The organism is Pelosinus fermentans DSM 17108 (assembly GCF_000271485.2).
Lineage (GTDB): Bacteria > Bacillota > Negativicutes > DSM-13327 > DSM-13327 > Pelosinus > Pelosinus fermentans.
The window spans coordinates 492,362-512,958 of record NZ_AKVN02000001.1 but is presented as its reverse complement, the minus strand read 5'-3'; the positions used below and the strand labels follow the sequence as shown (position 1 = coordinate 512,958).

The window sequence follows — 20,597 nt, the reverse complement described above, 5'->3', positions numbered from 1 at the left end:
TAAGTTGCATGCTCCTCCTTCGGGGGTAGCGTCGTTTAAGTCCTTCGGATAGGAATGATACACCTTATTCTAATATCTTACGTTATGCCACCATAGTGATATTTATTTTCATATTAATTATAAGTATCATATCACAGGGTCCTTCAACTTATTATAGAAGTTATCTATACAAAGCGAACTTGATGAATATTGAATCGCCCTCACTGGGCTATGTTCAAATTATTCACCAAGTCCCAAAAATAATGAAATGAAATCTCCTACTTTACAATTAAAATTGATTAACTAGTTAACCAACTTTAGTATACGTATATCCTGCGTTCTTTATATATTGGTTGAGAAACTGGCCTTTGGAACCAGCATTCAGCAAGTCATGATACAACTGTTCTGAAATGCCGTAATAATTGTAAATTCCGCCTTTGAGAAATTCCACCTCTAGTACTGAAGAATCTGCACAGTGCCCAATAGAAGATATATTAGTAGAACTAACTGAAATTCTATTCATTATTATCACCTCCTTGGTTTTCCGCTGTTAACATCTGTTGGCACCTCCATCCTGTAATTGCAAGGCCATAAGCCGGTGTTGTCATAGGATTTTCTGCCCACCTATCCGATATTAAAGGATCACTGCTATTCGGCCTTGGTTCTACTAATGGCAGTCTTATTCTGCTAGGAACCTGCATCGCTTCACCAACTACAATAGCCTCACCAGTTCGGAGGGCAGGTAGCATCTCAATTAAACCTGTCAATGAATCAGGAACTGTCGCCCGCACTCTACCTTGGTCTTCACTATTTGCTAAACGTAGCGCAATAAAAGTACCACATTGAGAAAGTATAGTGTCATCTAGTTCTGATGGTCTCTGACTTACTACTAAAGACCCAATTCCATACTTTCTACCCTCCTTAAATATCCGTCTAACAGCGCGACCAGCATAACCAGATACAAATTGGGAGTCTGTCCCCCTGGGTAGGTATGCATGAGCTTCTTCAAACACCATCAGTATCGGACGTTGTTTCCCAACGCCTGGCAAATCTCGCCCCCAAAAAGAACCCTCAAATAGAATTCTAGTCAAAACTCCTACAACAAGATCCATTACCTCAAATGGTATTCCACCAAAATCAAAGATAGTGATAGGTTTATCATGGTTTAGCCAACCATTAACCAAATCATGTAAATCCTTAGTATGTCCATCGTATCCAGAAGGATCGAGTAGGAAGCTAAATCGCCTATCCTTAAGTCTGCCATAGATCTTATTTAGAATTGAACCTAATCCCGCTTGCCGTGGAGACTTAAATGGCGGCGCTGCTCCAGCCCCGGGAGGCTGATATTGTGGTAGAACTAGAGTTTGAATATTCCCCTTTAGCTCTTGCCCATTTTCCACTTTATAGGCAATAGTAGTAAAGTCATCCTTTACTTTCAAAGTCGCGTATTCTTTCTCGTAAAGGTCAAAGAACAGTTCCTTTAACTTGAATGGTATCGGGGCGTCGACGGTAATCTCCTCTGGTTGAATTTGGCCAGCGCACAGAGATCTGCATACGGACTTTTTCTCTTCATATATTCGCTCACGTATGATAGCATCTTGATTAGACTCCCCAGTGCTTCTACGGTCATATAAAAACCATGCTAATTCATCGAACGACAGTGCCCAATAGGGAATAACCAGAGGTGAAAGAATATCATTAATGCGAAAGACACAACTTTTTTCTGGAAATGCAGCATGATATTCTCCATGCGGATCGATCACTATAATTCGAGCGTTAGGATATTCCCCTTTGGTCAATGCTCTTAATAGCGCCGCAACAGTATTTGATTTCCCACACCCAGTAGACCCAACTACCGCCCCATGGCGGCTAACAAGTTTATCAAGATCAATAAAGGCTTTTAGTCCTTCTGAAGCAACGTGACTCCCAATCTCAACCATGGTTCCTTCGGCAGTACCATAAATTATAGCAAGGTCCTCTTCTGTAACTATATGGGCCTCGTCGTCAATGGTCGGGAATATGCCGACACCGCGCTGAAATTTAGCATTAGCATATGACTCTCCAACAAGCTGAACCTCAACCCAACGCTGCCCATTATTAGCTCCTGGTAATAATTCGTTAGATTCAGCAATCTCTGATGCTCCAACCAAAGATACGATACCATAAAGATTTAGAAAGCCGAGCGGAATACGAACAAAAGATCCAACCTGCCCAACCCTATATGTACGACCACTAATAATAGGAGATGCCGACGGTAAGCTACTACTAATTTCTATATAAACCTTCGCACCAACTACCCGACGAACATTCCCTAGAAAAGTAACTTCATCCTTCACTAGGTTCACCTCCCTTCAGTGTCGGCTGAAAAGAACTATCAGAATACCTTTGTAAACCCTTAAATCCAATAAACGTCTCTAGATATTCAGCAAAACAATTAAAGTTACCCAATGTGAATCTTTTAGCCTCTTCGTCCCAAAATGACCATATTTCGCCTGCTTGTGGAGATCGGCTTATAACCCATTCTCCAACCAGACCTCCTATGCAAGCCTTATCAGCAGCAAGCAATGTTAAATTTCGATAACTACGCCCAAATTTAGTAAGATTATCCGGTAGGTTGCCATAGTAGAATGATAAAATAGATAAGCGCGGATTCGATCTCAAACCTTGAAATAATATTTCATTGATATGTTCGTCCGAGAAACTATAACCATGGATTACCATAAGAACCTCTCCATTCATAAGAAAACGCCGCAATCTATCCTGCAATGTAAGGAAAGGTAGTTTCCGTGAATCCGCATATTTATCACGTGACGGAAAAATCATCAGTTCTTCGCCAATAGGCAATTCGCCACCACTAACCCTCGTAATTCTTTTTCTTCCATCCCCATTACCACACCTGGTACGCCAACCAATAGACCCATGTAGTTTCCAAAGGCGAGTCCAAGATCTAGGAGGATATACATTTTCGTCTTCCTTCTCCCCTTCTGCCTCCACCGCTTCTGGCATAAAAAATGGTTCAACAGAACCGATGAAACCGTCGAAATAGGGTACACCCACTTCTTCCATTGCCTTTTCAAACAATAAGTCATAGTTAAGGGTGAATACCTCAACGGGTTTTTCCCTAATACTATGTAGAGCATGTAGCCACTGAGCGAGGGTTTGATGAGGCTTTGTTTCAACCATTGATCCACTCTTAACTATATCGTGTATCGCACGACAAATAGACGTATCTAAATTCTTAATTGCAGTCCTGCCTTTGATACCATCAATTTCACGTTCCTCGCTATCGCCGATTACTTCACAGTAAAGTCTCACACAATTAAGAATATATTCAACATTAGGCGTGCCTCCCATACTTGCTTTAATAGATTGGAATTGAGATTTTAGTAGGCCATCAAACTTCTCCTCAACCTGGTTGGTCAGATCAATAATTCCAGGTAATCCAACGGCCATGGATGAACCTGCCCCAGTTAGAAAGCCAAGTCGGCGTTTAGCAGATGATATCTGTTCCCTAATTTCTGCTGCAACGGTATAAGGGTCATATTGTATCATGCCATCATCCCCAATCGTTTTATCGCTACCAATAAGCTTTAAGCGTCAAGGGGACGGGGTTATTGACACTAACCAGCCGTTACATTGTCGACAACTCCGTCCCTGTGACATAAATAATAACTTCTTTGATCTTCCTATGAATATATTACCAATTCTTCAGTACAGGACCAGAGTCCTGCATTTTTCGCCCTGAATTAACCAAAACTTACAAAAAATTCATCATAAGCCAATTATATAAAAAAAGAGAAATAACCAACATAAAAACCAAGCAATCAAACCCAGAATATGATTTGATTGCTTGGTTTTTTATTGATTGAGACGCGGGGGACAGTGTGCGTATATATTTTAAACCGATAAGACAAGGGGACGGTGGGTATGTCTTACTAAAAGTCAAAAGACAATTCCATTCGGACACTTCCTCCGTCCCCCTGTCCTATATTTATCTATGCCGTTACTGATAACGCAGGAATTAAAGAGGGACACGGGGACAGGTTCCTTGTCCCATTTAATACCAATCAGCTCGTAATTATATTTCTACCGCTCAGTGTCAACTAAAGAGAAACTACCATAATAAATTACTAACTAATTTATTATGGTAGTTTCTCTTTTATAAATGCCACATCCTTCTATATTTCTACATTATAAACATTTTTTACCAAAGCAAAGCTCTGTTACAGGTTTTTTTATTAGTTGTAACTCAGTGACTACCTATGGATGGGTAGTTACTGTAATACCTTTTTTACAGCATCCAACATGTTGGGATAATAACATGCACTCTTGTAGGACAAAGACCTGTCCCTGTCTTACACATATAAATATTTAAACTAGAAATATAAACCACCAGACAACAATATGTTCCCACATACCTGTTGTGTGGAGGTAATTAAAGAACATATCAAAAGTTTCCTTCATTATAATGGGAGCATTTTAATAAGTATTTGCCCAGCCTTAGTGCTGGGCATTTTTATTGTAACATTTACTAGCTCAGAACAGCATAAAAACGCCCTAATTGTCTAGGGATCTTTTCTTAATCCCTTATTTAATTGCATGAAATTCCTTATCATAATTAACTGCAATTTGTCTAACTAATTTAATTAGGGAAGTTACATTACTACTCTTTTCTCTTACAATTTGACCAAGCTTAACAGAAGTATCTTGAGACTTGTCAAGATACTCTTGGTCTACAATTCCTGCATTGTGTTCATAAATATGTCTACGAAGAAACCTTTGTTTAATAAATTCTTTATCCTTTTCGCTAATACCATGTAAAATATCAATCCCCAAATATCGCATTAATTTTTCAGAGGCAATAATCGGATTATGAAATGATATCTTTTCTATAGGATAAACTCAAGGGGACGGTTCCATCGAGTCAGTTCTACCTCTTATCTTATTGTCTGCCATTCTACTTATAATCTTTTTTTTAAATAATTCTCATATTTCTAATTAATTTATCCTTAAAAAACAAATTCCTGCAGGAATTTTGTATTCACAATATATTGATTCGGCACTTCCTTTTTCACACCACAACAAACTCAGAGGAACCGTCCCCTAGAAGCTACAGTTATGTGTATTTACAATTATTTAGAAACAGATCCCATAACCCTAGGAATTTCACGCTTTAAAACCTAGTTTACAACGACGTTGGACTGGAGTTCTAAAAACTGATCCGTGACCTCACAAATCCCATCAAAACCCGATTGTTCACGAGCCTTATCAGCTGGAAAGTTGACATTGCCGTCTGTAAGGCCCAGATTTTTCTAACTTCACAATTATCAAAACACTTGCGAAGTTAGCAAGAATATCCAATCTAATCCTACACTATTGTATTTTTACCACATTTATTTTAATAACATTACATTATAGTTGCTAATTACCCTTTCTGCGATTTTTTTAATTATAGATATATAAATACCAAGTTCATTATCTGTATTATCAAAAGTTTTTCGGAAAGGGAATTTACGATTTGAATGTGTACATTTACATCTAAAATCATAAATGACATTTGTTAACTTTTGTATGTCTTTTATATCTTCTTTTTTTTGAATTTCACCTTTTTTGGTAAGTAACTCAATAATCTCTTTGTTAGCAATAAAGTAGGCCTCATCGTGTGTACTACCTCTAAAATATTTTTCGAGTATAACCTTCATTTTTTCACGATCGGTTTTGTTCTTATTATATTGCTCAACTACCTTTATAATTGACATAACATCATCATTTTTATAACTTGAAAAACCACTCGAGTTAATAATCTGTCTAACATCATAAATGGTTTCCTCAAGATATACCTCATCAAAAATACATTCCATTACCTGATAATACGCGAGATACTTAAATTCACTATTATCCATCTGCAATGCTCGGTAATAATAATTAGTCAAATCTTCATCATAACTAACTTTAAGTGAAAAGTGTTCCTGTGTTTTTAGGATATCTGCTGCTTCATAAAAAGGATCATTATCAATCTCTTCTGTTTCAGGCACCTCATATAGCTTTAGATTTAAAGAATACCTAGTCGACAAATCAAAAATAATATCTTTTGCAACTTTTAAAACTACATCTTCAAAGAAGTTTTCTTCATCATATGATCTTTTTGTTACTTTATCCAAATTAAATATTTGAAGAGTGGAAAGAAACTCATCTGGAGAAGCCCATCTAAAATCATGTCTCGAATCCAGTATTTTTATAAAATCATTAGTTACACAACCAATGTCAAAGCATATATTTTCTTCTTTTTTCTCATCATCAGATACTTCTTCTCCGCTAAACTGCATAGGAAAAATAGTATTGGATATGGTTATAGCAATTTCTACTTTATTCTTATTTAGACATCCTTTAAATGGTATGTAAACATAAGAGAGAAAATAGCTTATATCATCTATTGTCTCATTAAGATTATCTGTATTAAACTCAAATTCAACTTCCCTTTTCCATTCCTTTTTAATTATTTTAATTTTGTTGTCATCAACTTTTACATCAACATTCTCATAACTATCTTTTATTGTCTTTACCACTTCGGTAATATCCATTCTTGAGCCTCCTTTAAATCAAGGTGTCATGGGGACGGGGGTTACTGACACTAACCTTCAAGCCAGTTGCATTGTCGACAACCCCGTCCCTGCGACATCCCAACATATCTAAGATGAATAGTGGCCGACACTTAATTTTATTGTTATCTCTGACAAAAATTCTTGAAAATGACAGAGCCCACATATCTTGTTGGGATTTTTTAAGGAATCCGTCTTTATTTTTCCGAAGGTTTCCTTATCCAAAAGCAAAGTATTTTCAGAGATTTTCACTTGCTTATTTACTCATTGGAAGGGACACGGGAAAGGGACACGGGAAAGGGACACGGGAAAGGGACACGGGGACAGGTTCCTTGTCCCATTCAATACCAATCAGTTTTTAATTATCTTTCTATCGCTTAGTGTCAACTAAAAGAGAAGCTACCATAATAAATTACTAACTAATTTATTATGGTAGCTTCTCTTTTATAAATGCCAAATCCTTCTATATTTTTACATTATAAGCATTATTTTACCAAAGCGAGGCTCTGTTTCAGGTTTCTTATTAGTTGTAAATTAGTGACTACCTATGGATGGGTAGTTCCTCCAATACCTTTGTCGACACCTTCGACCATGTTTGGCTTTAATATAACACGTTTTCGAATTGTAGCAATAAACTTCTCATTTTCTTGATGCGTTCTAATCGCAACCCGACAAAATTCTCCGTTTAACCCAACAAAATTTTCACAATTTCGCAAAAGAATATTATCTTCTTCCAAAAGCTGTCGCATATTAGGCAAAGGTGCTGGAAAAAAGAGATAATTGGCGCAACTACCCCATACATCAATTTTCAAATTGCCCAATTCTTTAAGCAACCACTTTTTTTCTGTCTGGATTAATTCATGAGTTTCCTTTAAATATTTTCTATCTTTTAATGCCGTAATCCCAGCTATTTGTGCTGGAATAGACACACCCCAAGGTTGTCCTGCTGCAAATATTTTTCCTAATAATTCTTCATTACTAGATATGCAAAATCCTAACCGCAAGCCCGGCATAGCATATAGTTTAGTAAATCCGTCTAGAACTACAAGATTGGGATATGTATTAATTAATCCTTTAGCAGTATATTGTTCTGACTCATCCAAAAAATCAATAAAACTCTCGTCTACAACCAAGATAGTTCCATTCTCTTGGCACTTATCTAATATCCGACTGAGAAATTTTCTTCCAATGACTTGTCCTGTTGGATTATTCGGATTACATAAAAAAAACATGTCTACTTCATTAGTTAATGAATCCAAAATCGTTTCTGTAATTTGATACTTTTCCTCTTTTTGTAAAAAATGATATATCACAGTACATCCATCATTACGTAATGCTTTTTCATAGTCTTCATAGGTAGGAGCCAATAGAAGCGCTTTTCTTGGATGTTGCGCAAATATAATCCGATAGATCGCATCATCCACACCACTGACGCATAAAACTTGCTTCGCAGATATACCTGAACAATGTTGTGCAATTTCTTCAGATAAAATGGTGCATTTTTCGTCAGGATACTGTGCATACAGTTCCATTCCTCTTATAATAGCTATTTTAGCCGACTCTGGCATTCCTAAAGGGTTTGTGTTAACACTCAAATCTACTGTGTCTTTTTTACGAGCATCAACTATATCATATATTCTATCTTCACTATTCATAACTTAGTTTTTATCTCCAATTTTATAAATTAAGTTCTTTTTGAGAACTGGGCTTTAATAGAACTTTATCACCTGGATTTATAAATTTATTTAACTGCTGAACTTTATTCATTATTTAAGATCATCCAAGCAATGCTACTATTATATTAACTTCTTTTTCATACACACACTATTTTCATTTCCAATATAAGGTCCATAATTATCTATAATCTCACATAAGACAAGGGGACGGTAGGTATGTCTTACTGAAAGTCAAAAGACAATTCCATTCGGACACTTCCTACGTCCCCCTGTCCTATATTTATCTATGCCGTTACTGATAACGCAGGAATTAAATATAATAACGCTCCTATTACCAAAATGACCACTAATACTGGATTAGCTGGTGTTCCTTTTTTAAAGGTAAATTCCCCGCCTAGTCTGATCAACCAAAATAACGATACACCTAATAAGACAGTTTTACCCAGCCCACTACTCAACAGTTCCCGTGTGTGAAAAATGCTGATATATGAGATTAAAAAGAAGAATACGATGACAGCAACATTCAACAACTGAATGACTGCCATATTTATACTGGACATCTTTGGTAATTCTTCTTTCCAGTTAAATTTATCCATGCGCCAGAACATGATATGAAAAACAGCCAGTAATATATTATAGATTCCTCCGGCAATTAAAATGCCAACTACATATTCCCCCATGTTTTTCCTCCTTATATTTATTTAATCCTATACCTAAATGGGACACGGGGACAGGTTCCTTGTCCCATTTAAATCGATAAGTTCTCAATTGTGTTTCTATCGTCAGAGTCAACTAAAAGAGAAGCTACCATAATAAATTACTAACTAACTTATTATGGTAGCTTCTCTTTTATAAATGCCAAATCCTGCTATATTTTTACATTATAAGCATTATTTTACCAAAGCGAGGCTCTGTTTCAGGTTTCTTATTAATTGTAAATCAGTAACTACCTATGGATGGGTAGTTACTGATTTACGCCTTTTTCTACATCTTCGTAAATGTAATCAAAACTATCTACCTTGACTATTGCTACTTTTTGCATATTTAATATTCTAGTTTCATATATTGTAATGCAACACCTGAGCAGATGATATTCCATCCGTGAAAACTGTCCTTTAATAAGAAAGACACGCTTTCATAATCTTTTATTCATCTTGCCAATTCTTCCAATTTATTAATCAATTCGTCTTCTGATTCACCTTTATAAACATATATTGGAACATTCCAATTTGATTTTTTCAATAATAAGCTATTTGAGTAAAAACCCTTAAAGGAGGTCCTTTCCACGGCACTTCTGTCAGCAAATTTTGCGTAGCTCATATTCTACGGAAACACGTGGCAAAACAGTAATCCTCAAGCCACTCATAACCAATTGTTTAATGGCTTGAATATTGTTGATTTCAATCAGAGAATGAGGCTGAACCCCCGCTTCCTGTAAAAGTTCATCAATCATAGCCCGATACGTGCAATTCTCCTGGGTTATAATCAAATTCTCGGTTTGAAAATCTTGAATACCTAGCGCCGAATACCTGCAAAAAGGGTGATCGGGCGCAATGACCACCACAATCGATTCTTCCTGAATCGAACCAAACTTCACCTCTTCAGAAAAGTCCCAATCGTTCAAAAAGCTTTACCTGGAATTCTTCTTCCAATAATTGAATATGCATAGTAACCGTAGGTTGGGCATACCCGAGAATTTTAGCAGCATAACTAAAACTGTAAACAAATATACTAGAAAAATACATACAACAAAGGTGATGAAAATGAATAAAACAAATATATGTAAAGCCGCTGCGCACTTTGTAGAAAACGAAAAAGACAATTATATAACTAAAGAATTTGCTCTTTCTACACAGGTAATCGGTATGAAAATATTTGAAGATCCTATTTTTGCCTTTGGCTCTGCGGCTGATCCATATTTCGATGAATTAAAAAAGCCAACTGCAATTGGCGATCATGTCCGACATCCACAGCAATGGCTGCCAGAAGCAAAAACAGTTATCTCTTTTTTCCTTCCCTTTAGTCAGCAAATCAAAAGAGAAAATACTAAAGACAGTGTCTGGCCTGCCGACGCATGGCTGCATGGTCGTATTGAAGGACAAGCGTTTCTAAATAAATTAACCACCTATTTAAATTCCATATTGCTACGCGCAGGTTATAATAGCATAGTGCCGTCGCTTGATGAAAATTTTTGGTCAAAAGCCGGGTTCAACCCCAATACACCCCATCCCCAAGCCGCCTTTACCAGCAATTGGTCGGAAAGACATGTCGCTTTTATTTGCGGATTGGGTACATTCGGGCTTTCTAAAGGCCTAATAACAGCTAAAGGTGTTGCCGGAAGATTCGCCAGCATTATTACCGAACTGGAACTCCCCCCTGACACAAGAAACTACAAATCTATTTATGAATATTGCTGCCTATGCGGTGCCTGCGTAAAAAAATGCCCCGCTGGAGCAATCTCTATTGAAGAAGGAAAAGATCATATGGCCTGCTCGGCATTTTCGGATAAAATTATTGAAAAATATGCTCCAAGATATGGTTGCGGCAAATGCCAAACAGGTGTTCCGTGTGAAAGTAAAATTCCCCTGCGAAATACCTACTAACATTGCTATTTTCAACTTAGCTAGAAAGGTGGGACACGGGGACAGGTTCTTTGTCCCATTTAAAATCGATAAGTTCTCAATTGTGTTTCTATCACTCATATCAAATAAAAGAAAAGCTGACCATAAATTTACGAACTAATTTATTATGGTAGCTTCTCTTTATAACTGTTAAATTCTACTTATGTTACACACTCTTCATTAGGACGTTCTCTGCTTTGTCGCAGCCCTCTAAAAACACTGCCAGCTCGTCCGACACTTCGATAAAGCAGTCCGATGAATAAAACGGGTAATAATCCCGTAGATTGATTTTGACATAGTATTTTTCCTCCGTTTCGATTTTTGTGATAAGAATGGTGCAAATCGAAACAGAGGCGGGGAGCGACAACCGAATTACGGCTTTTTTTATTGCCATTCAGCAGGTGATTTCGATTTTTACTGATTAACTATGTAAAAACTTTTTATGTCTCCATCCTTTCCGATAAAAATAAATTGCACCAACGATAGCCGGCAATATCGGAGAAAGTGCCTGTCCTATATAAATTCCTGTAAAACCATAATGAAGTATAAAAGCTAAAGACCAGCTTACAGGTAAACGTACAATGACTGCGTCTAACAGTGCATTACACATGGCTATGTTTGCAGCCCCAATACCAATAGCAAAGGAGTCAAAAGTATACATCGCCGCGTAAATCAAGCTGTTTATAGAACAACATATTCTTAAATATAAAACACCTTCTTGAATCACCTCTAAATTTTTCGGCTCAAAAAGCATTACAATGGGTTTTGCAAATATCTGTACAAGTATCACGACAAGTAAAGTAATGATTATATTCAGACGCAGTCCTATTGTCGTAGTATTTTGAACACGTTCAATGTTTTTCGCTCCTATATTTTGTCCTACCATAGCCGTAACCGCTTGACCAAGCGCCCAACAGGGCATACCGGCGAAAGTATTTACTTTTAATCCAATGCCCGAAGCTGCTGCTACCGAGACACCAAAGTGATTGAGCATACCTGTAATCAAGAGATACGAAATATTAACAACTACCATTTGAATTGCAGTAGGTAATCCTACTTTCAAAATGGCAATCAGTTTGTCCCTATCAATGCCAAAACTTTGCAACTTGAAATCAAAAATAAAACCGCTGCGCCGCAAGCAAATAATTGAAATTATGAGAGAAATGCCTTGTGAAAAAACAGTTGCATAAGCGGCACCTTTTGTCCCCAATCCAAAAGGCCCAACTAAAATCAAATCAAGAAAAATATTAACGACAGTAGCCACCGCAATAAAATAGAGTGAACTTTTTGAGTCGCCAAATCCTTTCATAATTGAGCAGACAGCATTGTATCCAAACACAAAAAATGTTCCTAAACATATTATCAGCATATAATCGCAAGCGTCTTTCATAGAAGCAGACGGCACGTCGAGAAGTTCAAACACGGGCTTATATACAAGTAGCCCTATCACGGTAACGATAATCGAAGCAATGGCAGATATAGTAAACAAGGTTCCTACCGTCTTTTTCTGACCCTGTTCATCATTAGCTCCTTTATACTGAGCAACTAATACTGTGCCGCCCATTGTAACGCCAATACAAATTGAGTTAATGATAAAGCTAATCACTGAAGCATTGCTGATTGCTGCAAGCCCAGTGCTCCCAACCATTCGGCCAACAACCAACATATCTACAATGCTGTAAAATGATTGGAGCAAATTAGCAACAAATAAGGGCATTGCAAATTTTATAAGTTTTTTTTGTACACTTCCAATTGTTAAATCCTGTTCTGAGTTTTCCATTTTTAGACTACATCCTTTTCTTTTAAAATATAAACAAAAAAGTAGAGGAAACTATACACCCGTAGGTGCAAGCCCTCTGCTTTTATACTAACTATGCCAATAGACATAATATGTCCTTGAAAAAAGCTAGCAAAAGGCCGTAGACAAAACATTGTCTACGGCCAAATATTCAAATTCAATATTTATAAAAGAGCATCACAAACAATCAACATAAGCTTAAGCTTAAATTGATTGTGCTGAAATCATCTATCAAATAAACATTTACTTAATTTGATTGGGCTCCGCACAATGTTTTATCATATCGAGTTGTGTGGAGCCTTTTACAATACCGGATTTTCCAAATAACTTCATTGTATTCACCCTTTCATAAACTTTAATTATATCATAAAGCACTTTACGGGAATTATCAACGATTGTGTTTGAAGACGACCGAACCGTCCGAAACTACTGAAAAAGCTTACTATTTTTGAGCTATTAGAAGATTTTTGTTTTCTATAATTGCTAATTGAGTAATCTCTCTAAAAATCAGCAATAAATATTCGACTAAAAAGAATACTAGGGCTGCTATCCTTTTCAAGTTCCAAGCATTTAACCGATTTATTTTTGCCAGCACATTCCACTCTATTTGGACAATCTTTACATATAACTTTATCAAATTTATATTTTAGAACTTCTTGGCCACGACTACCCTTGCATCTTTTTTTATAAAGGGATACGGGGACAGGATCCTTGTCCCATTTAATACACCAATCAGTTCTTAATTATCTTTCTACCGCCCAGTGTCAACTAAAGAGAAGCTACCATAATAAATTAGTTAGTAATTTATTATGGTAGCTTCTCTTTTATGAATGCCAAATCCTTCTATATTTTTACATTATAAGCATTATTCTACCAGGCAAGACTCCGCTTCAGGGGTTTCTTATTAGTCCAAATGGGTAAGTAATTATTATTATACAGCTCTACCATCAACGATAAGGACCTAGTTGTTTTTGATTAAAACTGTAAATTGATTTCTCATTTTTCATCCACATATTACCTTTTACAATTAACACGTAAGTAGCTACAGCAAAATATGCAATTCCCAATATCCAATCGTACACAGTTACTAAATTATGCACCATAATATAGTTGATATACCAAGCCCCTATCGGAATATGCAGAAAAATAACAGCAAACAGACCAGGATTATAAATACCTTTAATTTTAAGATTAGCAAAAACCCCATGCCATACCAATTGAAAAAATCCCATAAATATTGGCGCTAATCCAATCCATATTTGATCTATAAAAAAGATGGGAAGCAAATAAAAACCATAGGCAATTAAAATATTAATAACCATCGCTGAATGGCTATTTAAAGGATACTTATCTGGATTTGCACTTTTGAATAAGACGATATTAAAAACACCGGGGAAATATCCTGGCCATCGATACTCCTCAAACTGATGAAAGAGAATTGCAACAAAACTCAGCCATAAAATCACTTGGAGTTCTTGTATGTGTTGGTATCGAAAAAATAAACCAATGCATACTACTACCCCTACAATACCACCGATATCTTGCCAATAATTCCTTAAATAATTCATAACCTCACGCCTCTCTTATCAACTAATTTCCGTGTTACTCTCTCATAATCAATGGAGAATAAGTATAATATTTATATCAATTTTTCACATATAATTGTCAATGACAACTATATGTGAAAAAATTAAAGTTAGTTGAATTCTTCTCTAACTATCGACTATGAGATTGGATATTCTCATACATTTTATACAATACAACCTTAAGCTTTCTTACTTCTTCCTCATCCATATTCTCAACTAACCACTCATTAATTTCATCAGCGATGGGAATAATCTCTTTTTTTATTTCCGCTCCCTGTTGTGTTAGATAAATTAATGACGAACGTTTATCAATCTTGCTTTCTTCCTTAAAAATAAGCCCATTTTCTGCTAATCGATCAATAAGTCTTGTTGTATATGGTTTATCTCTAAGTGATACTAAAGATAAATCAGTTGGTGAAATTCCTTCTTTTTCTGAAAGTTGAGCAAGTAAAACCCATTGCTCAAGAGTAATTCCATACCTTTTTAGTTTTTTTAGAAATATGTTTTTCATTCTAGAATATGTTCTACTAATAATAAAACTAATGGCATCATTTAGAATATACATTATTTTCTCCTTTATTTGATTGTCATTGACAATCAAATAATACATTAAATCAGTATAAAAGTCAATTTTCTTTTAAAGCCAAATTGTTACTTTTCACATTATTTTGACCAAAATGAGGTTGTTTTGTGGCAAATTAGTTAGTGGACCTATTATGAGAGTTAGTCGACAACAAAATAAAAGAGCTTCTCATGCCAAACGGCTATGAGAAGCTCCTAACATTTATTGATATTGGACAGGGGTTCGATATGTACATCTTTAACGGACAGAAGAGGCAAGATTCGCAACAAGTTTTTCCTGCTTTTTTAGCTGCTCTCTTAAAGCTAATACTTCTTTTTGAAGTTCGCTGATTTCATCTTTTGTTCTATTTTCTTGCTCTACTCTCTTCTTTTCTTCCTGTTCGTCACAATTTTGACTTATTACCTCAACTATCAAAAATATTACGTCTGATATCAAAGCTAGCGCCAACCCTAGTATAATCCATCTATTTACGTTCTCACAGTTCATATCGCACCTCAGACTCTACTCCTCTTAGTTAGTATATTCGACGACCTTTAGTCTGCTACCCATAATTAAAAATGGCACGATTAGGTTTCTATCTTACCCCAGCTTTTAGCAGCATTTTCTTATATTTAGTCAAAAACTATAATTATTAGATCAAGGACAAAAGGGAACGTCCTTTCGTCACTATTGATCTAGTTTGAGAGCTTGTTGGGCTTTTGTACCAATGCCAACATTTTTGATTTCTTTTTGCACTAAACGCTGGAGTCGTTTAGGGTTGATTCTTTGATCTACTTGCCCCATGTCCCATTGATTTATTCCCCTACAGGTTTAAAAATGTTTATTACCAAAAAATATTTCTATCAAACTCTTTAAAATTGCTAATTACATAATTTACACCTTTCAAATTCTTCAAATTTTCATGTTTATTTTCAGGGCCAATTGCAATAATTTTACCAATATTAGCTCTGTAAGCTGATTCTATTCCAGAAATTGCATCTTCAACTACAATACATTTTTCTGGCTTAATGCCTATCTTAGCTGCAGCTTTTAAATAAATATCAGGTTCTGGTTTACTTAAAATTAAACCATCATCAAAAGCTATTTTATTTAAGTCAAACCATTTATTAAGATTTAAGTTTTCAAAATAAAATGAAAGATTTGTTTTTCCTGATGCAGTAGCTATCGTATATGGTATTTGTTTTTCCTTTAAATAATCTAACAACTCAATAGCGCCAAGTGTTAACTTAAAATTTGTTATATCCTTTATACACATCTCTCTATAAATTTGTTCCTTCTGTTCACTTAATTGAAATAGCTTTTCATCATCTATTGAAGCACCTAATAAATACTCTATTAATGATTTATTTGTTCTTCCATGCATTACTTTCTGTAATTCTTCGTCATCTAAAGAATTTCCACGTAGTTTTTTTGAAAAAATTCTCCATGCTTCTTCATGTTTATCTGAATCAAAAAATAAAGTACCATTAAAATCAAAGATTATACCTAAATACTTCATGCAAACCTACCTTTATATTTTTTAATATATTCTCCTTTTAGTACGCAGAGATAAATCAGTTTTCATCATATCACTTTCCATCATAAACTGAATCATCTCTTTCACATCTTGCGAGTTATTACATTCCAATTTCAACTCAGGAATATTTCCAGATAAATCCATCCAAGTTAAAAAATTTTGTACTAGTAAATTGAAGCGTAGATCCTTTGCCTGACCATTTGGAAGATAAAAAATAACCGGTGCAGCACAACGATTCACCATATCAAAAAATTGCTGAGTATGCTGAATATCAAAAAACGTCAGATAAGTTACCTCATTTTGCATATAAATCAACTCACTTTACAAAAGCGTTTTATCACTATAATTATATCGCCATTTATTACTTGCAACAATAACAGTAAGGACTTATACTGTAACAAAACCGCCACATCGATTAGGAGGCAGACAAAATGTCTAAACAATTGTGTAAGTTGATTCTTGACACAGACCGACGCGAATTGGAAGCACGAGGTACACCGATGTTCCCTTGTGGGGGCTATTTTTCTGATTTAAGCAATAATGTGACTGGCGATATTCCCTGGCATTGGCATGAAGAAATTGAAGTAGTGATAGTACGCAGTGGTGCCATGCATGTAAGTCTAAACGGAATGGATTTTACCTTGCAGAAAGGCGAAGGTGCTTTTATCAATTCCAATGTATTGCACTCAATGCAGATTATAGGTGATGCAGGCTGCACATTGAATTCACTTGTCTTTCATGCGAATCTGATATCGGGTACGACGGAAAGTGTTTTTGAGCAGCGTTATGTGCGCCCGTTGCTAGACTGCAATATATTGCCTGGTGTTCCATTCTATTGCGAAATTGAATGGCAGTGCCAAGCCGTGCAGTGTATTCGAGAAGCTACTGAAATTTACGATTTAGATAATTTTGGTTATGAGTTGCTTATGCGTGAAAAACTATCCCGTATGTGGTACTTAATTGTTAAAAATATGCAGTCACTTCTTGAACAGCAAAACCGGAGTGAAAGCCAGGACACAGTACGCATTAATGCAATGCTGGATTTTTTACATCAGCACTTTGCCGAACCGCTCGAGCTTCAGCAGATTGCTGCAGCAGCCAATATCAGCGAGCGAGAATGTCTGCGCTGCTTCCAAAAAACCATTCGAATGACACCCATACAGTATCTGCTTAAATACCGAGTGTCAGTGTCAGCACGATTGCTGACGGATACGGATGCCCCCATCACAGAAATTTGCAATCAGATTGGTTTTGACAGCCCCAGCTATTTTTCCAAGATTTTTAAACGGTTTATATGCTTCACGCCCATTGCTTACCGGAAACGACAAAGACAACGGTTATTTTAACGGTTGCTATTTTCAGCAGACGTGCCACGGGGACGGGGTTATTGACACTACCTTCAACGATTGCATGGTCGACACCCCGTCCCTATGACATCTTTGTATCCGGGCTTTGCAACGTGAAAAGGGGGCAAAAAAAGCAGACGGTGATTAAACCGTCCGCTTTTGCCGTTCTGCCACTTCTGGACAAAATGTCCAGAGGTCAGTCAGTTAGGCATGGAGAATGACCCGCCGCCCCACGTTTTTTTGTTGACCGTCAAGCGGCAGGATTCTTATTATGTGGTTGCCATTCAAATGACTTTAGCAATCAACTGAACAAGATTAAAATACTTTCCGCCCTCAGCCTCCATCATTTTGATATCCTCAGCGACAATGGGATGATAACCGGTCTGCCATTCTTTCCACGCCTGTCTGCAGCAGGCCATTTCGCGGCAGTCTACCATTTCAATGCCCTCGGCCCTTTTCCACAAGTCTTTCCACCAATCAAGAGAGTGCAGGGTTCTTTCCATCTCGCTATTCCAAAACGGCTGCATATCATCGGGAACATTTTTCCCAAATTCGTATTTTAAGCCGGGAATAGCCACGGCGATATAGCCGCCCTTTTTCACTAAAGGAACGAGGGACGGGAGCATTTGGGCCGTATCACCGAAATAATGGTAAGCGTCCACAGTAAACAACAGGTCAAAATATCCGTTTGCGAAAGGCAATCCTTTGGTCGCGTCTACTGAAATCGGAATGGCTTTATCGTCAATCCCGATTGATTTGAAACGCTCATAGTTTTCAGTCGGTGAAATCCACAAGTCGGCGGCGAAAACTTTTGCGCCGTATTTTTGTGTCAGCAAGAGTGTGGAAAGACCGCACCCACAGCCGAGGTCAAGTATACGCATATTCTCATTGATGTCTAGGCATGACGCTAATTCCTCTGCTACTCGCATGGCATTAGGCCCCATCATGGCAGCTTTCAAAAATTCCATGTTATTCTGACTGGAAATAAATTGATTGGTAAATGTGCACATAATATCCTTCCTCCGCTAATCCTTTATCTTGCTGCTATAAATCAATTATAGTAATTATATTATTACAATGCACCCTGCAAGATACTTCAGAAACAAAAAAGCGACACGGCAAAATTACCATGTCGCTCTCACTTTAGCATTTGCTTTTCATAGCAGCCAATATTTTGTAGATTGTTTTGGGTGATAAGTAATTACAGCTTGCAATATCCTCAACGGAAATACCGTCTTGATACTGGGAAAAAATGTTTTCATTGCGTTCCTGAATAGATTGCCTGCTGTTTTTTACTTCCCCCCACCGTTTTTTATTTTCTGCCTTTCGTGGGATATAAATATATTCACCGTCAATATACTGTTGTATTGCTTCTAACAAATCAGCGGGAAATACACTAACTGCGTTCTTGTAGCCCATTATGCTCCTCCTAAAATTGTAGTTTTAGGATTGAGCAAAGGCTATCTCACAGCATATTTGTTATGCGATAGCCTTTGCTCCGCATAACACCGACTCCAAATAATATAGGATCATAAGCCAATTTCCTTTCTTAAAGATTTTATCTTTCCCGTACATTAGCAATTTATTCTGATAAAATACAAAAAGTCCTGCTAAATTTATCCATAATTAGCGCGTTCCACTTTGTGTCCTAAAAATTCCTCCAGTCTCTTATCGGAGTATTGGATATTGACGGTTTTATAGATATGCTGGTACCCGCGACCTAAAAAAGGTATGGAAAACGGTTTATCCTTTAAATAATTCTGCTGAAATTCTCCCGAAAAACATTCGATGTATGAATATGACAGAGGGGACGTTCCTTTTTGTCACCCTTTTGCTATTATACCTCGCGATATTCCTGTTGCACGCCCAATTTGACGTATCGATAGCCCGTCTTCTTTTAATCGCTGAATGATTTATCTTGCAGAGAGTTTAACCATTTGATTCTTCCAATTCCGTTATATCACAGTAACCATAACACGAGGGGACGGTGGTTGTGTCTTACCGAAAGTCAAAAGAAATTCCATTCGGACACGTCCTCCGTCCCCTTGTCCTATTTCTAATTAACGTTTTTTCAAGTAGTACCTTGCCCTTCTTCTTGAAAAATTCCAATTTGTCCATTCGGGTCAGCAAGATAAATTCGTAAAAATAAACCATCCGAATTTTTAAGGTTAACTTCCGATTGATCTATGAAAACACCGTCTCCTATATCAAAAGAACTATCCGCTCGCCATTTACACAAATAATAAGGGTTTATCACATAAGAACACAGCTTACCATCCTTATATACATAATAACCAACTATATTTTGGGGAAATAAACCGTATCTTATCATAATTTCTTTATTGTGATCTGGATACCAATCTATAGAGAAAGATTTTAATCTAGAGATAATGTTTCTCGTCAAATAGTACGCAGGTATCATATCCTTCCTGCTTCGTTTAACCCAATAGTCAATAAGGATATAATCATTAACTGTATTTCTACATCTAGCGAAAATTTCTGCTTCTTCCCGAAGTATGTAAAATGCTTGCAAAAAAATCTCTAACAAATTGCATATCATTACTCTCGGAAATGAATTTTCCAAGTTTTTCCTCTACATCATTTGGAAGATTCACAGGAGAAGTCCTATTGTACTGTCCTTTAAGTTCATCAATTAAGGTAGGAAGAAACTCTAGCATATCCTGTTTTTTAAAATTTACAACGGGACTCAAAAGATCTGCTAAATTACTAGCCTGAACTGTTGCATGCGGAGATTTTAAACCGTACAAGAAAAAAACAGAACTGTTGTAAATATATCTTTTAATAGTGTCGCGCCGTCCTTCTCCTCGAAGGACCCGAATAATCCTTCGGTTTTCCTCAGATTGTAACAGCTTTCTCTTTATAAAATCTGTTT

The 20,597-nt window shown here is 36.6% G+C and carries 22 protein-coding genes; 2 read left to right on the top strand and 20 right to left on the bottom strand.

Annotation, left to right across the window (positions count from 1 at the left end):
- Positions 1 to 286: 286 nt before the first annotated feature.
- The 9 genes from FR7_RS02360 to FR7_RS23075 all read right to left on the bottom strand — a co-directional run bounded on the left by FR7_RS02360 (position 287) and on the right by FR7_RS23075 (position 9,999).
- Positions 287 to 502: a KTSC domain-containing protein gene (locus FR7_RS02360; protein WP_007951815.1), complete on the bottom strand. Its 216-nt coding sequence runs from the start codon at positions 500 to 502 to the stop codon at positions 287 to 289.
- The gene (locus FR7_RS02355) at positions 495 to 2,315 is read right to left on the bottom strand and encodes an ATP-binding protein (protein ID WP_007951807.1); all 1,821 of its coding nucleotides are present in this window, start codon (positions 2,313 to 2,315) and stop codon (positions 495 to 497) included. Before FR7_RS02355 ends, FR7_RS02360 begins: the two co-directional genes overlap by 8 nt.
- Complete coding sequence (locus FR7_RS02350; protein WP_007951805.1) at positions 2,305 to 3,531, bottom strand: SIR2 family protein; 1,227 nt, start codon at positions 3,529 to 3,531, stop codon at positions 2,305 to 2,307. Before FR7_RS02350 ends, FR7_RS02355 begins: the two co-directional genes overlap by 11 nt.
- Before the next feature lie 1,035 nt (positions 3,532 to 4,566).
- Positions 4,567 to 4,815 (bottom strand): hypothetical protein, encoded by a 249-nt coding sequence (locus FR7_RS02345; RefSeq protein ID WP_139181556.1) that lies wholly within the window; start codon positions 4,813 to 4,815, stop codon positions 4,567 to 4,569.
- A 557-nt stretch (positions 4,816 to 5,372) separates the two neighbouring features.
- Positions 5,373 to 6,560, bottom strand: coding sequence for a hypothetical protein (locus FR7_RS02340; protein ID WP_007951800.1), 1,188 nt, complete (start codon positions 6,558 to 6,560; stop codon positions 5,373 to 5,375).
- Positions 6,561 to 7,123: 563 nt separating this feature from the next.
- Positions 7,124 to 8,233, bottom strand: coding sequence for a pyridoxal phosphate-dependent aminotransferase (locus tag FR7_RS02335; protein ID WP_007951798.1), 1,110 nt, complete (start codon positions 8,231 to 8,233; stop codon positions 7,124 to 7,126).
- 305 nt (positions 8,234 to 8,538) lie between these two features.
- Positions 8,539 to 8,934 (bottom strand): hypothetical protein, encoded by a 396-nt coding sequence (locus tag FR7_RS02330; RefSeq protein ID WP_007951797.1) that lies wholly within the window; start codon positions 8,932 to 8,934, stop codon positions 8,539 to 8,541.
- 617 nt (positions 8,935 to 9,551) lie between these two features.
- Positions 9,552 to 9,878, bottom strand: a complete 327-nt coding sequence (locus tag FR7_RS02325; RefSeq protein ID WP_007951794.1) for a LysR family transcriptional regulator substrate-binding protein — start codon at positions 9,876 to 9,878, stop codon at positions 9,552 to 9,554.
- Positions 9,856 to 9,999, bottom strand: a complete 144-nt coding sequence (locus FR7_RS23075; RefSeq protein WP_082918266.1) for a helix-turn-helix domain-containing protein — start codon at positions 9,997 to 9,999, stop codon at positions 9,856 to 9,858. The genes FR7_RS02325 and FR7_RS23075 overlap by 23 nt, the downstream gene beginning before the upstream one ends.
- A gap of 18 nt (positions 10,000 to 10,017) precedes the next feature.
- Between FR7_RS23075 and FR7_RS02320 the strand changes: the two genes are divergently transcribed.
- A complete protein-coding gene (locus tag FR7_RS02320; protein WP_007951792.1) occupies positions 10,018 to 10,857 on the top strand; it encodes a 4Fe-4S binding protein in 840 nt (279 codons plus the stop codon).
- Positions 10,858 to 11,296: 439 nt separating this feature from the next.
- Here FR7_RS02320 and FR7_RS02315 read toward each other — a convergent pair whose 3' ends face one another.
- From FR7_RS02315 to FR7_RS02285, 7 genes are all read right to left on the bottom strand, one after another.
- The gene (locus FR7_RS02315) at positions 11,297 to 12,655 is read right to left on the bottom strand and encodes an MATE family efflux transporter (RefSeq protein ID WP_007951790.1); all 1,359 of its coding nucleotides are present in this window, start codon (positions 12,653 to 12,655) and stop codon (positions 11,297 to 11,299) included.
- A gap of 965 nt (positions 12,656 to 13,620) precedes the next feature.
- Positions 13,621 to 14,241 (bottom strand): HXXEE domain-containing protein, encoded by a 621-nt coding sequence (locus FR7_RS02305; protein WP_007951788.1) that lies wholly within the window; start codon positions 14,239 to 14,241, stop codon positions 13,621 to 13,623.
- Positions 14,242 to 14,389: 148 nt separating this feature from the next.
- Positions 14,390 to 14,824, bottom strand: a complete 435-nt coding sequence (locus FR7_RS02300; protein ID WP_007951786.1) for a MarR family winged helix-turn-helix transcriptional regulator — start codon at positions 14,822 to 14,824, stop codon at positions 14,390 to 14,392.
- Positions 14,825 to 15,079: 255 nt separating this feature from the next.
- Positions 15,080 to 15,256, bottom strand: coding sequence for a hypothetical protein (locus FR7_RS02295; protein WP_237769480.1), 177 nt, complete (start codon positions 15,254 to 15,256; stop codon positions 15,080 to 15,082).
- A gap of 252 nt (positions 15,257 to 15,508) precedes the next feature.
- The gene (locus FR7_RS23445; protein WP_139181555.1) at positions 15,509 to 15,625 is read right to left on the bottom strand and encodes a DUF2992 family protein; all 117 of its coding nucleotides are present in this window, start codon (positions 15,623 to 15,625) and stop codon (positions 15,509 to 15,511) included.
- Between the two features lie 40 nt (positions 15,626 to 15,665).
- Positions 15,666 to 16,340, bottom strand: a complete 675-nt coding sequence (locus tag FR7_RS02290; protein WP_007951782.1) for an HAD family hydrolase — start codon at positions 16,338 to 16,340, stop codon at positions 15,666 to 15,668.
- A 21-nt stretch (positions 16,341 to 16,361) separates the two neighbouring features.
- The gene (locus FR7_RS02285) at positions 16,362 to 16,664 is read right to left on the bottom strand and encodes a hypothetical protein (protein WP_007951781.1); all 303 of its coding nucleotides are present in this window, start codon (positions 16,662 to 16,664) and stop codon (positions 16,362 to 16,364) included.
- 125 nt (positions 16,665 to 16,789) lie between these two features.
- Between FR7_RS02285 and FR7_RS02280 the strand changes: the two genes are divergently transcribed.
- Positions 16,790 to 17,704 (top strand): AraC family transcriptional regulator, encoded by a 915-nt coding sequence (locus tag FR7_RS02280; RefSeq protein WP_007951779.1) that lies wholly within the window; start codon positions 16,790 to 16,792, stop codon positions 17,702 to 17,704.
- Between the two features lie 284 nt (positions 17,705 to 17,988).
- Here the strand turns inward: FR7_RS02280 and FR7_RS02275 are convergent, their stop codons facing one another.
- The 4 genes from FR7_RS02275 to FR7_RS24090 form a co-directional block, all read right to left on the bottom strand.
- Positions 17,989 to 18,714, bottom strand: coding sequence for an SAM-dependent methyltransferase (locus FR7_RS02275; protein WP_007951776.1), 726 nt, complete (start codon positions 18,712 to 18,714; stop codon positions 17,989 to 17,991).
- Positions 18,715 to 18,847: 133 nt separating this feature from the next.
- Positions 18,848 to 19,123: a CD3324 family protein gene (locus FR7_RS02270; protein WP_007938381.1), complete on the bottom strand. Its 276-nt coding sequence runs from the start codon at positions 19,121 to 19,123 to the stop codon at positions 18,848 to 18,850.
- Positions 19,124 to 19,775: 652 nt separating this feature from the next.
- On the bottom strand, positions 19,776 to 20,126 hold the full coding sequence (locus FR7_RS02265; protein WP_007938380.1) for a hypothetical protein: 351 nt from the start codon (positions 20,124 to 20,126) through the stop codon (positions 19,776 to 19,778).
- A gap of 64 nt (positions 20,127 to 20,190) precedes the next feature.
- The gene (locus FR7_RS24090; RefSeq protein WP_237769479.1) at positions 20,191 to 20,472 is read right to left on the bottom strand and encodes a hypothetical protein; all 282 of its coding nucleotides are present in this window, start codon (positions 20,470 to 20,472) and stop codon (positions 20,191 to 20,193) included.
- Between the last annotated feature and the right edge of the window lie 125 nt (positions 20,473 to 20,597).

Bases quoted from the DNA above. Each gene is read 5' to 3' on its own strand.
- FR7_RS02360 (WP_007951815.1), bottom strand. From the start codon at position 502: ATGAATAGAATTTCAGTTAGTTCTACTAATATATCTTCTATTGGGCAC.
- FR7_RS02350 (WP_007951805.1), bottom strand. From the start codon at position 3,531: ATGATACAATATGACCCTTATACCGTTGCAGCAGAAATTAGGGAACAG.
- FR7_RS02340 (WP_007951800.1), bottom strand. From the start codon at position 6,560: ATGGATATTACCGAAGTGGTAAAGACAATAAAAGATAGTTATGAGAAT.
- FR7_RS02335 (WP_007951798.1), bottom strand. From the start codon at position 8,233: ATGAATAGTGAAGATAGAATATATGATATAGTTGATGCTCGTAAAAAA.
- FR7_RS02330 (WP_007951797.1), bottom strand. From the start codon at position 8,934: ATGGGGGAATATGTAGTTGGCATTTTAATTGCCGGAGGAATCTATAAT.
- FR7_RS23075 (WP_082918266.1), bottom strand. From the start codon at position 9,999: ATGTATTTTTCTAGTATATTTGTTTACAGTTTTAGTTATGCTGCTAAA.
- FR7_RS02320 (WP_007951792.1), top strand. From the start codon at position 10,018: ATGAATAAAACAAATATATGTAAAGCCGCTGCGCACTTTGTAGAAAAC.
- FR7_RS02315 (WP_007951790.1), bottom strand. From the start codon at position 12,655: ATGGAAAACTCAGAACAGGATTTAACAATTGGAAGTGTACAAAAAAAA.
- FR7_RS02305 (WP_007951788.1), bottom strand. From the start codon at position 14,241: ATGAATTATTTAAGGAATTATTGGCAAGATATCGGTGGTATTGTAGGG.
- FR7_RS02300 (WP_007951786.1), bottom strand. From the start codon at position 14,824: ATGTATATTCTAAATGATGCCATTAGTTTTATTATTAGTAGAACATAT.
- FR7_RS23445 (WP_139181555.1), bottom strand. From the start codon at position 15,625: ATGGGGCAAGTAGATCAAAGAATCAACCCTAAACGACTCCAGCGTTTA.
- FR7_RS02290 (WP_007951782.1), bottom strand. From the start codon at position 16,340: ATGAAGTATTTAGGTATAATCTTTGATTTTAATGGTACTTTATTTTTT.
- FR7_RS02285 (WP_007951781.1), bottom strand. From the start codon at position 16,664: ATGCAAAATGAGGTAACTTATCTGACGTTTTTTGATATTCAGCATACT.
- FR7_RS02280 (WP_007951779.1), top strand. From the start codon at position 16,790: ATGTCTAAACAATTGTGTAAGTTGATTCTTGACACAGACCGACGCGAA.
- FR7_RS02275 (WP_007951776.1), bottom strand. From the start codon at position 18,714: ATGTGCACATTTACCAATCAATTTATTTCCAGTCAGAATAACATGGAA.
- FR7_RS02270 (WP_007938381.1), bottom strand. From the start codon at position 19,123: ATGGGCTACAAGAACGCAGTTAGTGTATTTCCCGCTGATTTGTTAGAA.
- FR7_RS02265 (WP_007938380.1), bottom strand. From the start codon at position 20,126: ATGATACCTGCGTACTATTTGACGAGAAACATTATCTCTAGATTAAAA.